Annotated in this window: 11 protein-coding genes; 5 read left to right on the forward strand and 6 right to left on the reverse strand. The window is 57.3% G+C overall.

Going from position 1 to position 13,931, the window contains the following annotated elements; genetic code table 11:
* Positions 1-934 (reverse strand): TetR family transcriptional regulator C-terminal domain-containing protein (locus tag A3709_RS06635; RefSeq protein ID WP_066051974.1); only part of this gene is annotated, 934 nt, incomplete at its 3' end.
* A gap of 89 nt (positions 935-1,023) precedes the next feature.
* On the opposite strand from A3709_RS06635, the gene A3709_RS06640 reads away from it, so the two are divergent.
* The 3 genes from A3709_RS06640 to A3709_RS06650 are packed head-to-tail and all read left to right on the forward strand — an operon-like array spanning position 1,024 to position 4,602.
* Positions 1,024-2,304 carry an FAD-binding oxidoreductase gene (locus tag A3709_RS06640; RefSeq protein ID WP_066051977.1) on the forward strand — a complete coding sequence of 427 codons (1,281 nt, stop codon included), beginning with the start codon at positions 1,024-1,026 and terminating at the stop codon, positions 2,302-2,304.
* A gap of 28 nt (positions 2,305-2,332) precedes the next feature.
* Positions 2,333-3,202, forward strand: a complete 870-nt coding sequence (gene purU, locus A3709_RS06645) for a formyltetrahydrofolate deformylase (RefSeq protein ID WP_066051980.1) — start codon at positions 2,333-2,335, stop codon at positions 3,200-3,202.
* Complete coding sequence (locus A3709_RS06650; RefSeq protein ID WP_066051983.1) at positions 3,199-4,602, forward strand: aspartate aminotransferase family protein; 1,404 nt, start codon at positions 3,199-3,201, stop codon at positions 4,600-4,602. The genes purU and A3709_RS06650 overlap by 4 nt, the downstream gene beginning before the upstream one ends.
* Here A3709_RS06650 and A3709_RS06655 read toward each other — a convergent pair.
* Genes A3709_RS06655 through A3709_RS06670 form a run of 4 tightly spaced genes read right to left on the reverse strand, consistent with a single transcriptional unit; the run spans position 4,599 to position 9,885 of the window.
* Positions 4,599-5,474 carry a hypothetical protein gene (locus tag A3709_RS06655; protein ID WP_156507596.1) on the reverse strand — a complete coding sequence of 292 codons (876 nt, stop codon included), beginning with the start codon at positions 5,472-5,474 and terminating at the stop codon, positions 4,599-4,601. The two genes, A3709_RS06650 and A3709_RS06655, sit on opposite strands and share 4 nt — an antisense overlap.
* 44 nt (positions 5,475-5,518) lie before the next feature.
* Entirely contained in the window at positions 5,519-6,739 is a 1,221-nt protein-coding gene (locus tag A3709_RS06660; RefSeq protein WP_066051989.1) for an aminomethyltransferase family protein, read from the reverse strand.
* A 1-nt stretch (position 6,740) separates the two neighbouring features.
* Positions 6,741-8,273: an NAD(P)/FAD-dependent oxidoreductase gene (locus A3709_RS06665; RefSeq protein WP_066051993.1), complete on the reverse strand. Its 1,533-nt coding sequence runs from the start codon at positions 8,271-8,273 to the stop codon at positions 6,741-6,743.
* Positions 8,266-9,885 (reverse strand): NAD(P)/FAD-dependent oxidoreductase, encoded by a 1,620-nt coding sequence (locus tag A3709_RS06670; RefSeq protein WP_066051995.1) that lies wholly within the window; start codon positions 9,883-9,885, stop codon positions 8,266-8,268. The genes A3709_RS06665 and A3709_RS06670 overlap by 8 nt, the downstream gene beginning before the upstream one ends.
* A gap of 119 nt (positions 9,886-10,004) precedes the next feature.
* On the opposite strand from A3709_RS06670, the gene A3709_RS06675 reads away from it, so the two are divergent.
* Positions 10,005-11,051, forward strand: coding sequence for an AraC family transcriptional regulator (locus A3709_RS06675; protein WP_066051998.1), 1,047 nt, complete (start codon positions 10,005-10,007; stop codon positions 11,049-11,051).
* 28 nt (positions 11,052-11,079) lie between these two features.
* On the opposite strand, the gene A3709_RS06680 is transcribed toward A3709_RS06675, so the two are convergent.
* Positions 11,080-12,909 carry an ABC transporter ATP-binding protein gene (locus tag A3709_RS06680; RefSeq protein WP_066052574.1) on the reverse strand — a complete coding sequence of 610 codons (1,830 nt, stop codon included), beginning with the start codon at positions 12,907-12,909 and terminating at the stop codon, positions 11,080-11,082.
* Positions 12,910-13,008: 99 nt separating this feature from the next.
* On the opposite strand from A3709_RS06680, the gene A3709_RS06685 reads away from it, so the two are divergent.
* Positions 13,009-13,851, forward strand: coding sequence for a CmcJ/NvfI family oxidoreductase (locus tag A3709_RS06685; RefSeq protein WP_066052577.1), 843 nt, complete (start codon positions 13,009-13,011; stop codon positions 13,849-13,851).
* Positions 13,852-13,931 lie beyond the last annotated feature (80 nt).

The following is a 13,931-nucleotide window of genomic DNA, read 5'->3' on the forward strand; positions in this document are numbered from 1 at the left end:
GACGGCCGCCAGAGGCGACATACAAGTCATAGAGAATACAGACCGGAGCAGCAGCAACTGAGCACCAACTGGCGTAAAGCTGCACAAATCCCAGCATTTCGCCACTGTCATCGCGAGCCACATACACGGTGGAACGACCCTTTTCCAGATTCTGTCGCATAAAGCGGCGCGCCAGTTTCTCATCGGCAGGCTCTTCATAGAACTGGCGGTATAGATCAAACAGACGCGCCAGCTCTTTTACGTCAGCCAGCCTGGCCTCGGAAATCTTCACCGGCGTAGCCTGAGCCTTCTTGCCCGAGCGACGCGGGTGCTGATACGCCCACGGAAACACACTCGCCAGAAAGGACAAATACATGTAGCGCGCCTCGGCTCGATCATAATCGTGGCCCTGATAGAGAATCTCTTCCCAAATAGCATCGATCAGGCCCTGCACTGCGCTAGCCATTGCCCGGGCGTCCATCTCGGCAGATTTATCACCTGCGCTAATCACATCGGCACACAGACGCTGGGTCAGCGCGAAAATATTCCGCTCCCGCTCTCCACAAATACGCTGATAGTCATCGCGAGAGCGCGCTTCTGAAGAGAACGCAAACCACACCGAGGTTTTGCGCGGCTCAGTAATCTCCGGATCAACCGAGGCATCTATCAGCGCCAGCAGTCGCGCAGCGGGGTCGCCTCCCGATTCATCCACTGCACCCTGTATACGCTCTTCAAACTCTTCAGCAATCTGGGTCAGCGTAGCCAGCAGCAAGGCGTGCTTGCTGTCGAAATGAAAATTAATTGTGCCGGGACTAAGATCCGCTTTGCCGGCTATCTTGGCGACAGTGATACTTCCCAGACCATGCTCATGGATCGCATCCATGGTCGCTTCAAGCAACAGGCGCCGTCGCTCCACCTGAAGCGCCTGATTTTTCCTGGGCTTGGGGTTGTTCATAACAGTCTGTCCTTGGCTGAGGTACGGATAAGTGGCATTATATTCCCATTCAGATATTTAAACAGCCATTTAAGTTCCAGGGGTGAGCAATGAGTGCAGGCGAGCCGCACACAATCTCTTATTATGCAGCCACACGCAATGATGATACCGCGTACGCAGCTTTGCATGGCGAAGTGGATACGGATGTGTGCGTCATCGGCGGCGGCTTTACCGGAGTGTCCACCGCGCTGACGCTGGCAGAAAGAGGTCACCGGGTAACACTGCTGGAACAGAACCTGATCAGCTGGGGCGCCTCTGGCCGCAATGGCGGGCAGGTAATTGGCGGTATGAGTGGTGAGAAACGCCTGAGCAAGCACTGGCAAGGCAAGCGTGACAACTTCATGTTTGAGCTTGGCTATCGCGGCCACCAGTTAATCAAGGAACGTATCGAGAAGTACGATATTGCCTGTGATTTCAAGCACGGCTATATGGATGTCGCCCTTAAACCGCGGCAGCTCAGAGACCTCGCGGAGTGGCACCGTGAACTGTGCGAGCGTGGTATGGGCGAGGACGTTCGATTGCTCGACGGCGGGGAGGTGCGCGATGCACTGGGTACAAATCGCTACCTGGGTGGTCTGGTCAATAACCGCAATGGCCATCTACACCCGCTGAACCTTTGCCTGGGAGAGGCACGCGCCGCCTCACAGCTCGGGGCCGGCATCCACGAGCACACTAAAGTACTGAATATTGAACACGGTCGGCGCCCACGTGTTATGTGTGAAAGCGGCTCAGTTACTGCTGACTTTGTGATCATTGCTGGCAATGCCTACCATCACCTTGAACGCAAAAAACTTGGCGGCCGGGTGTTTCCTGCTGGCAGCTATATTCTTGCGACCGAGCCACTGAGCGAAGTGGAGGCAGCCGAGGTTAACGCCCTTGATGTAGCCGTCTGCGACATGAACAATGTGCTCGACTATTTTCGACTCTCTGCGGATCGACGCATGCTGTTCGGCGGCCGCTGCGACTACTCCGGCAGAGAACCCGCCGATATTGCCGGCGCCATGCTCCCCAGGATGCACAGTATCTGGCCCCAGTTGCGCAACAAACGCATCGACTACGCTTGGGGCGGCATGATGGGTATTGTCGTTAATCGCGTGCCCTTGCTCGGCAGAGTTACAGACAATGTCTTTTACTCGGTAGGGTACAGCGGGCACGGTGTGAACATGACCCACGCCTGCGGCGAAGCAATGGCCGATGCCGTAGAGGGCTCATGCGACACCATGGAATTCTTTGCAAGCGTACCCCACCGGCCTATCCCCCTTGGCCAGTGGCTGGGCGCACAATCCGTAGCAGCGGGCATGCTCTACTACCGCGTGCGCGATTTACTCTGACTACACCCCCACTAGCGGAACCTTGACTATGACAACTGACAACAGGCCCGACAGCTACACCCTGGTAATTTCATGCCCCGATAGGGTGGGCGTGGTTGCGGCTGTCTCCCAGTTTCTTGCCGAGCGCGGGGGCTCGCTGGTGGAATCCAACCACCACACTGACCTCGAACAGAACTGGTTTTATATGCGCAACGTTATCAGCGCCGCCGGACTTTCGGTAAACGAGGAGGCATTCTCTGATGAGTTTGCACCACTGGCCACTGAGTTTGCCATGGAGTGGCAGTTGCGCCCCTCCAGTCGCCGCGAACGCGTGGTGATTATGGCGAGCCACGCTTCGCACTGCCTGTCGGATATTCTCCATCGCTGGCAAAGTGGCGATCTGGCCTGCGATATTCCCTGCGTGATCTCTAATCACGAAAACCTGCGCAGTATGGTGGAATGGCACGGCATTCCGTTTCATCATGTGCCAGTACCGAAGGAGGACAAGGCGGCGGCATTTGCCGAGGTCGAAAGAATTGTCGAGCGGCATAGGGGAGAAACCATCGTGCTGGCCCGCTATATGCAGATTATCCCGCCCGCCCTATGCGAAGGGTACGTCGGGCGATTGATTAACATCCATCACAGTTTTCTGCCTTCGTTTATCGGCGCCAATCCTTACCAGAAGGCCTACGATCGCGGCGTTAAACTGATTGGCGCCACCTGTCACTATGTAACAGAGGACCTGGACGAAGGGCCGATCATTGAACAGGATGTCATCCGGGTGAATCACAGCTGCAGTAAAGACGATATGGTGCGCCTTGGCCGCGACGTCGAACAATCCGTACTTTCCCGCGGACTGCGCTACCATCTGGAAGACCGGGTGATTGTGCGTGGCAACAAGACTGTGGTGTTCTCATGAGTTACGTTCTGCCGGGCGACGCATCGAGGGCCCTACTGCAACGCGGCCTGCCCCATCTGCGCAATGGAATTCACTACACCAGAGCGAGCCAGAAAAGCGCCAGCAAGGGTTATGTGCCACCGGCTCAGTTTATCGTCGGCCGCGCCGAGGGCGACTACGTGTGGGACCTGGACGGCAATCAATACATCGATTTTCAGAACGGCTGGGCCACCAACCCTCTGGGTAATTGTCACCCGGAGATACTGGAGGCCGTGCACGAGGCGCAGCGCCAGTATGGCTTCCAGTGGGAGCACCCCCTGCGGATTCCGCTGGCGGAGAGACTCGCCAGCATTATGCCCTCAGGCGCCCTTCCCCGCTTCAGCTTCGAGGTATCCGGCACAGAGGCGGCCGAGTCCGCCATCCACCTGGCACTGTGCCACACCCAGCGGCGCTACATTGTCAGCTTCACCTCCTGCTTCCACGGCGAGGGCCTGGGCACCAAGATGGTGAGCGCCTATAACAGTGACAACAATCTATACATGGAGGGTTGGGCCGGCGGTGTACTCAAGGCCCCCTTTCCCTACTCCGAGGAAATTCCCGCCGGCATGGACCAGGCCCAGTATACTGAGTACTGCCTGTGGTATATCGAAACCCATCTGACTGAGTACGTGGTACCCGCCGAAAATATCGCGGCCATACTCGTAGAACCCGGCCTCGCCGAAGGCGGCAACTGGATACCCAGTAAAGCCTTTATGCAGGGCCTGCGCCGCATCTGCGATAAGTTTGACTGGCTGCTAATTGCCGACGAGGTACTCACAGGATTGGGTCGCACCGGGACGATGTGGGCGGTAGAGCACTTCGACGTAGTCCCCGATATCCTGGTCGCCGGCAAGAACCTTTCGGGGGGCATCGAACCCTGCGCCGGGGTGGCCGCCCGAGATGAAATACTGGGGGACAATCCGCGCGCCACCGCTGGCAGTACGTTTGCCGGCACGCCCGGCGGCTGTGCTGCCGCACTGAAAACCCTCGAAATCTACGAGCGCGATGCCGTGCTCACCCACACCCAGCACCTGGCAGGCGTTGCCAAGCGACGTATGTCCGACTGGGAGGCCCGCTACGAAATCGTCTCCCAGGTGCGCGGCCTGGGTCTGCTGCTGGGCGTATCATTTCGCGCGGGTCACGAGGATATCGAAGATTTCCATATCGCCCGCTCGGTGCGCGACGAAATGCTTAAGCGGGGGCTGTGGGCGATCTGCGATAACGAACCACAGGTACGCATGTACCCCGCGCTGAATATGGCTGAGGACGTGCTATTGGAAGGCCTTTCGCGCATGGAGGAAGCTATAGAGGCAGTACAGCGCAGTGGCGGTGTCACCGTCGGCGACTACCCTCCCATGCCCAGCGGTAATGTCGGCTTCTAGGGTTTCCCAGGGCAGGCTGAGGCCAACTCGGCCTCCTCTGCTCTGATTTCCTTGCGCCAGTCAGACATATTCATCTCGATTGCCACAAAACCTAGGATCCAGAGGGCCTCGTCCCAGGCATAGAGGTAGTGCCCGTGATAGAGCCAGAATGCAGCAGCCCCCCATAGCATCGTGTAGAAAAAGAACTTGATTCCAAGCACCGTGCGCAACAGTGGGCCGCCGGCCACGCCCCGGTCCTGCAGGCGCACACCGAGTTCAATAAACAGCAGGATCAACAACCAGGTGCTGGCTTCCGCCAGGTCTATAGAAGTAAGTTGGCGCTCAAGCTCAAAGCCGCTGCCATCGGTGACCACCGTGCCTCTCTCGATCAGGTAAAACTCACTCTCTTGTGAGAGCGTTTGGCAGTTGTTCTGGTCCAACTCCTCGTAGTAGATGTTCTTGCCCCAGGAGACATCGCTGTCAGCCCAGTGGCAAAGATTGTCTACCCCCGCTACCTGTTCGACATCGCGCAACTCGAGTACCGTATTGCCATAGGAGAAAATACCGTGGGCCAGGAACAAATAGCACACCAGGCGAACACCGTGGATCAATCGTGTGCGCGCCTTGGTGAAGGCCTCGTCGGACAACAAGTACGTCTCCAGTTCGAACAGAAACAACAGGACGAACCAGGCCACCAGGTCGATCGAGGTGGCAAAGGCGGCGGTCCATGCCAGGAACGTCGCTCCCTCCCCGACCGTATGCGATGCAATCATCATGTCTTCGGCAATGTAATTGCCAAAGTTCACCAATAGCAGCACGTAAACAATAAGCTTGATGTACTGACGCGGATCTCGTCGCATACTCTGAGGCGGAAGCGGACTGACTTGTTCCAATGTATCTCCTGCTTATTGTTCTATGAAACTGGCGTAGCGATGCGTCAACAGTCAGGCGGCGGTGTGGCCTTGGCCCGGTCCGGTGCCCAGAAGGGTCTGTTCATCACGGTACATCTTGCCACTTTGCGCACCCAGCGCAATTCCTTCTGGTGATAGATCTCTGCCCAGATGGGCCCTTTAACGTACTTTGCCTCCACCAGGCCGTAGGCGATGTTGGCCTTAACCACCGGCGACCACATGGCCGAGGTCACGTAACCAATTTCTTTTTCACAGTTCTCACCAGCATAAAGAATACTGTGCTCCGCGGGCTTGTTGCCCTCGATATCCAGACGCAGCAAATGACGATGCTCGCCAGACTCCTTCTCCTTGAGCAGTGCTTCGCGACCGGTGAAGTGGCCTTTCTTGAAATTCACGATCCAGGACAGGCCCAGCTCAAACGGACTGTGGTCATGATGGCGATTAACGGTGCCAAGTGCACCGTGGAATTCCACATCCGGGGCGATAAAACCGGCCTCCAGACGAGCCATATCCAGACTGTCCTCACCCATTGGTTGGATACCGTAAAGCTCCCCGGTGCTGAACAGGGCGTCCCAGAGCGCTACAGCGTCGGCAGGATCTACCCAGAGTTCGTAACCCAGGTCACCCGTATAGCCAGTGCGTGAAATCATTAGCTCGCCACTGCCAAAGGGAAAACGAACAATTTGGAAGGGCTTGCAGTTGTCTATGCCATCGAACCCCAGTGCTTTGAGTAACGCACAGGAGGTTGGCCCCTGCAGGGCCAGGGATGCGATGTCATCGGAAATGTCGCTGATACTAACGTCATTAAAACCCACCGCCGCAAGCAGAAACCAGTCCAGGCATGGATCGGCGCAACACAACATGAAGTCGTCATCGGTCAGACGGAACAATGTACCATCATCGATGACTCGCCCGGCATCAGTGCACCAGACGTTGTAGGCGACGGTGTCGACTTTCTGCTTACTAACATCGCGTGTAACCATCCGATTGAGCATGGCTTCTGCATCAGCACCGGTAAACCGGTACTTGCGCATCGGCGATACATCGAAGACCGCCGTCGTATTGCGGGTGGCAAAATACTCGATGTGCTCGTCGTGAAAACTCAGGGCGGAAGCATAGCCATTCCAGTTTGCCCATGCCTGATTAATATTCAGCGCACTGGTGCGACTGTGAAACGGCGTCTGCAATATGCCCGTGTGGACATGGTCAATAACATTACTGGGTTGCAGTTCAACTTTGAGTGGCATATCAGTTGTCCTCCATTACCGCACGGGCGGCATTCGCACCGGCCAGGCCCATGATGCCACCACCGGGATGGCTGCCCGCGCCGCACAGGTAGAAACCCGGCACGGGGCTCTGATACTGTGATGCGCCATAGGTCGGGCGCTGCACCCACCAGTTGTCGATCGCGTATTCAGCGTGGTGCCAATGGCCTCCACGCGCATTGAACTGCTGCTCCAGATCGGCCGGAGTTAGCAATTCCACCGAACTGATACAGTCGCGGATATTTGGCGCATAGGCAGCGAGGCTATTGAGCGCCGCCTCCAGGAATTCGTCGCGCCTGGCATCCCAGCCACCTTTGAGGTCATAGGGCACGTACTGTACCTGAGCCGAGAGCACATGCTTGCCAGCAGGCGCCAAACTGTCGTCTGCTAGAGAAGGAATAATTACCTCCATAGGCAGTTCCGGCGCAAAGCCGCCATACTTGGCTGCATCGAATGCATTCTCAATCGCGTCCATGTCTCGGGTCAGTAACAGACGTCCGATGGGGTTAGCCAGGCCGGTAAATTCAGGCAGCGCGTCCAGTGCCAGATGTAACTTGGCGACCATACCCCCCGTTCGCAGTCGATTGATGCGGTGGGTGAACTGCACATCCAGATGACGAGCGCCCAACAGATCGATAAAACTGGTTTTGGGGTCTGCATTGGAAACCACGACATCGGCCGCAATCAGCTCACCATCTGCCAGACGAACACCAGTTGCCCGCCCTTCCTTAATCAGTACCTGCTCGACACGAGCACTCGTGCGAAGCTCGACTCCCATCGCCCGGGCGGCTGCAGCCAGCGCCTCGGTGAGTCCGCCAACACCACCGCGCGGCAGCGGCAGACCCACGCTGAGGTCACCACTCATGCGCAGCAACAAAGCAAGCATGGCGTTGTTGGGTGAGCGCGGCGCCAGACGACTGCCCAGGTTGGCATCCCAGGACAACGCACCTTTGAGCAAGGGACTGGCAAAGAACTCGTCCACCAGATCACGTGCGGGCAGCGCAATCATCCGCATCATCTCGCGCATATCACTCTTCCCGAGAGTACGAAGATTCCAGCCGAACTGGCCAAGGGTCAGCAAATCTCCTTTACTGCCGCTCTCGATGCGCGGTGGACGCTTGCTGTTAAAGGGTTTAATAGCCCCAGCGAAACGCCGCAGCAAGCGCTGGTATTCCGGATAAGCGGCTGTGTCTTCATCACAGGCTCCCTGCAGCCCGGAGGCTGTAATGGTGATGTGCTCACCGTTCAGACCCAGTGCAATCGTGGGCAGATCGTCTACCGCCAGTGCGAAGCCGTGCTTTTCCAGGTCGAGGTCCGCTACCAGCTTGCGATCAAGCTGTGGCAGCGTATGCGCGACGGAGGCGCGAAAGCCGGGCGCAAACTCACGTGTCGCACCCAACCCACCGAGATATTCGGAGGCCTCGAGTACAGTGACCTTATGACCGCTCCTAGCCAGATAGGCGGCGCAAGCCAGGCCGTTGTGGCCGCCACCAATAATGATTGCGTTTTTACTCATCGACATCGTCCTCCGGTACCACGTTAGGGCGTTTCAGGTCGCGCAGAATCTCGCGCGCAGAGTTGGCGCCACAGGCCGATGAGACACCGCCGCCCGGGTGAGTACCCGAGCCACACATATACATACCCGATACCGGCCCCCGATACTGTGAGTACCCAGGGAATGGGCGGTTAAACATGAGTTGGTCAATAGTCAGTTCACCCTGGAAGATATTACCCTCAGTCAGACCGACTTCGTTCTCGATCTCAAAAGGTGTGCGAATTTCCATGTGCGCGATCAGGTCGCGGAAATTAGGGGAATACTGAGATATCTGGTCAATCACGGTTTCGCCGAACGCATCGCGTTTTTCCGGCGTCCATCCCCCTTCGACTTCCGCCGGGCAATACTGGATAAAGCAGGACACAAAATAGTGACCGGGTGCCGCGAGCGTCGGGTCCCAAACTGAAGACTGCGTCATTTCGATAAAGGGATCGTCGGACCAGCGACCGTGTTTCCAATCGTCGTAGGCTCGCTCCATCCGTTCCAGTGAATCCAAAAACTGGAACGAACCGCGGCGCAATTGATGCCCCGCGGGTAGCGAGGGAAAGTCAGGCATGCCGGTGAGCGCTATATTGACCTTGCCCGAAGAGCCGCGAATCTTGAAATTCTCAGCCTTCTTGCGCAGGTCAGCGGGAATATCGCCGGCGTCCATAATCTTGGTGAACGTGCGCTTGGGGTCGAGGTTGGACACTACAATTTTTGCATTGATCTGTTCGCCGCTCTCCAGGGCAACGCCGACCACTTTCCCGTTCTTGACCACAATCTGCTCGACGGGTGCCTCGGTGCGAATTTCGCCACCGTGCTCCTGCAGCGCCCCCGCGATGGCATTGGATATCGCCCCCATACCACCGCGCGCAAGCCCCCAGGCACCGACTGCACCATCCACATCACCCATGACATGGTGCAGCAGCACGTAGGCCGTACCAGGCGAGTAAACCCCCAGGGCAGTGCCGATGATTGAGCTGGTCGCCAGCATGGTCTTGATCAGGTCGTTCTCGAAATACTCATCGAGGAAATCACCCGCACTCATGGTCAGAAAACGGATGAATTCGTAAACCTGCTCTTCGCCCATATCGGCGAACTTCTTCGCCATAAAGATCAGTTCGCCGATATCCCGAGGCTTGAACGATGTGGGGTCGGCGGGTGTACGCAACAGGAAGTGGCGAATGAGCTTGGCATAGCGCATCAGATCCGCTTCGTAGCGGTGCATGGCATCCGCGTCGCGCAGGGAGTGACGCGCATACTCGCGGTACTGCATGTACGGATCCGGATATTCCGCTACATAGTCGCCGTTGCGCGCAAAGTTGGTGGTGCCTGCATAGGGCACAATCATCAAACCGTGCTTGGTAAGATCCAAGTCGCGGTGAATAGACTGGCGCAGCAGGCTGCACACGTAGGAACAGTTGGAGTAAAGCCAGCCCTCGTGCAGCTCGCGGCTGACGGCAGCGCCGCCGATATAGTCGTTTTTCTCGACCACCAGAGTTTTCAGACCGGACTTGGCCAAATAGGCCCCGGCCGTCAGACCGTTGTGTCCAGCACCGATCACAATGGCGTCGTATTGCTTGTTGTTCATTGCGTTCCAACATTCGCTATTGGTGTGACCAGCATAAAGAGGCAGGGCTGGTATAGGCAGGGCCGATAGGGGACAATATGGGGACATATTAGGACAGGTACGAGGCCTTAACTAACCTCATGGAACCGCGCCTTAACCACGCCCGCGGGCTGTTGAACAACTTCGAAATTCGCCTGATGCTGCGTGATCTGGCGTCGAAGCAAGACGTATCATTGCACCAACTGTTGGATGGCCTTGACCTACCCGACGACCTGCTCCAGCAGCCGGGCCTACGCTTGACACTGGATCAGGAGATGCGGCTTTATACACGGGCTGCCACCCATAATCGGGACCCGATGCTAGGATTCAAAGTGGGCTCACAGTTGTCGGCGGCCAATTACGGCATTCTCGGTTACGCAGTACTGGGCGCAGAAACCGTCGACGACGCGCTGACCCTGATGACTGAGTTCGCGCCACTGATTAGCTGGGCCTCACACAACCAGCTCACCACCGACACTTTTGCCGACAAACGCTGCCGCTGTCTGACACTGCACCCTGCTGCGAATGACCCTCAAGCGGCCGTGCTCGAAATCGACAGCACCCTCGCCTCACTGCAACGCCTGTTTAACGACCTCGCGGGAGAGAGGCTGCCCTTTAGCGCCATCCAGCTAACGCACCCGGGTACTGGCGTCGACTGGGACTGGCTCAACGATTGGTTCGCCTGCCCGATCTACTTTGGCGCCAAGCGCAATGCACTGTTGATCTCGCTAGACACTGCGGCAACCCTGCTGCCTCATCCACAGCCTGAGTACTCCGCATTATTCCGTGAGTTGTGCCGCGAGAGCATGAACGAATTGGTGAAAGGCCAGGGCATGCTGGACAATCTGCGCAACATGATCCGAGAATCGGAGGGCAAGCCTCCCTCACTGGAGTGGGCAGCTGCCCAGTTCAACATCAGCGCCCGCAGTCTGCGCCGCAATTTAGTGGCCACCGGCTACACCTATCAGGCCTTGCTGGATGAGGAGCAGTTTGTGCTCGCCCAGCACTACCTGCTATCGACTCAGCTCACCGTGGAGGCCATTGCCGGCACGCTGGGTTACTCAAGCGCGCGTAGCTTTCGCACAGCATTTCAACGCTGGACAGGATGCACGCCCAGCGAATTCAGGTTAGCTGAACAATCCCGGTAGCAAGTGCTTCGATTGATTCCTGAGAACATTAGTCTGGCGCAAGAAAGCCCCCAGACTGATAGTCCCAAAGGCGCTTATAGATGCCGCCACTGGCCAGCAGCTCAGCGTGGCTACCCGATTCAACCACCTGCCCGCCATCGAGCACGATCAGGCGATCGAGTGCGGCGATCGTGGACAGTCGATGCGCAATCGCGATAACGGTCTTGCCTTCCATAAGTTCATACAGGTTATCCTGAATCGCGACTTCCACTTCCGAGTCCAGTGCCGAGGTGGCTTCGTCCAACACCAGGATAGGGGCGTCCTTGAGCATGACCCGGGCGATAGCAATACGCTGCCGCTGGCCGCCGCTCAACTTCACGCCCCGCTCACCCACGCGGGCGTCGAGGCCACGCTGGCCGTTCTGGTCTTCCAGAGCATCGATAAACTCCGCTGCCCTCGCCCGCTCCACGGCGGCCAGCAGCGCCGCTTCACTGGCATCTTCGCGTCCGTAGAGAATGTTCTCCCGCACCGTACGATGCAGTAGCGAAGTATCCTGGGTCACCATACCAATATTGGCGCGCAGGCTCGCCTGGGTAACCTCGCGAATATCAGCGTCATCGATCCGTATCACGCCACTATCCACTTCGTAAAAGCGCAGTAACAGATTGACCAGTGTGGATTTCCCGGCCCCCGAGCGGCCGATAATCCCTACCTTTTCACCTGGCGCAATCGTAAGCTCCAGGCCCTGAAACACCGGCACCGAACCGCCATAGGCAAAGTTCACCTTTTCGAAAGCAATTGCGCCGTGGCTAACGTTAAGCTCGGCGGCGTCAGGGGCATCTTCCACCTCGATGGGTCGAGACAGCGTTCGGGTGCCATCGCGCACAGTGCCGATGTTCTCGAACAGATCCGATACTTCCCACATAATCCATTCACTGATGCCAAATAGTCGCAGGCTCAGGGCGATGGCTGCTGCGATAACACCGGGTGTTATGGCATCACCCTGCCACAGGTAAATCGACACACTGCCGACGGCTAACAGCATGATGGTGTTGTTCACCGCGACGCAAGTTTCCATCCAGGTTACCAGGCGCATCTGCGGGTGCACGGTGCCCATAAACTCCTGCATGCCCTCGCGTGCGTAGGCAGCTTCGCGCCGGGCGTGGGAGAACAGTTTGACGGTGGTGATGTTGGTGTAGCTGTCTGCGATGCGCCCGGTCATCATTGAACGGGCGTCTGCCTGCGCTTCGGAAATGGCCTCCAGGCGGGGCAACAATATGTGAAGAATAAGCACATAGATGCCGAACCAGATCGCCAGCGGCAGCATCAGACGCCAGTCAATAGCAGCGAATAACGCGAGGACCGAGAGGAAATAGACGCCGACATACACCATAATGTCGAGCAGCTTGATGACCGTGGTACGCACCGCCAGCGCGGTCTGCATAACCCGGGTAGCGATACGCCCGGCGAATTCATCGTGGAAAAACGACAGACTCTGGCGCAACAGGTAGCGATGTGTCAGCCACCGCACAATCATCGGGAAATTGCCCATCAACGTCTGGTGCAGCAACAGCGACTGCAAAGCTACCAGTAGAGGGAACGTCGCCAGCAACCCCAATGCCCACCAGAGTATGTCTGCGTTATCGGCAGCCTGCAGCGTTTCCGGCGTCTGGGTGGCGAGTAGGTCAACCACCTGCCCCATCACATCAAAAAGGGCAACCTCAACAATGGCAATGCCGGTGCTTAGTAGTGCCATCAGCGCCAGATAGGGCTCAAGACCACGCGCATAGTGCCTGCAGAACTTGAACACCGAGCGTGGCGAACGCCCTTCCACCCGCGGCGGAAAGGGATCAATCAGTTGTTCAAAGAAACGAAAGATCATTGAGATAAAGTCCAGCACTTTTGGAATATGCAAAGCATAGCAGGCCACCCTTACCATGGTGACTCATGAACAACGGTGCTGCTAGAATTTGGGCACATGCAGCAGAGGATTATCCAGACCATGACCCAACATCCGGACGTCACTGCCCCAGTGCGCTACCTTGCCCCGGGGCAGCACAGGCCGATTTACATCGCGTCACAGGGCGGCGCTGATGCGGCACTGAGCATCGGCGCTGACTTCGAGGAACATATGGTAACCATTCATAACGCCCGTGATCTGCAGCCCGCGGCGACACTGGATACCCAGGGCTTTTGCCTTATTGATCACCCAACATCCATCGCAGACTTCTATCAGCTCGATGACAACATAGTAGCTTACGAGGCAGAGATCATGTCGCTGGTGCTGAGCGCAACTGGCGCCGCTGATGCACTGGTATTCGACCACACTTTGAGGTCCGACTCGCGCCAGGTGCGTAGTGAACATAGCACTCGCGAACCCGCGTCTGTGATCCACAATGACTACACCCCGGCCTCTGCGGTTAAGCGGGTTCGGGATCTACTACCGGAGCAGGAAGCAGAGCAACGGCTACAGCAGCGCTTCGCGATCATTAACGTCTGGCGCTCTATCCGGGGCAAGGTGCTAAACAGCCCGTTGGCACTGTGCAGCTACGCCTCGGCACAGCCAACTGACTTTGTAGCAAGCGAGCGACGCGCCAAAGACCGCATCGGTGAATTGCAGTTGGTGACTTTCAACCCGGCGCATCGCTGGTTTTATTTTCCTGAGCAAAAGCTCAACGAGTCGCTCTTGATAAAAACCTTCGATTCGGCCACCGACGGCCGCGCCCGCGGTGTTGCCCACACCGCCTTCGACAATCCGCTGGCACCCGCCGGCGCCCCACCCCGAGAGAGCATGGAGTCCAGGCTGCTGGTATTCTTCTAATTATCCGCCACGAACACACCTTGAAGCAGTGCAGCGACCCAACCACTTTATGGTTACCAGACCTCTGTGCTTAAGGAGAA

This window comes from Halioglobus sp. HI00S01 (assembly GCF_001635445.1).
Lineage (GTDB): Bacteria > Pseudomonadota > Gammaproteobacteria > Pseudomonadales > Halieaceae > Halioglobus > Halioglobus japonicus.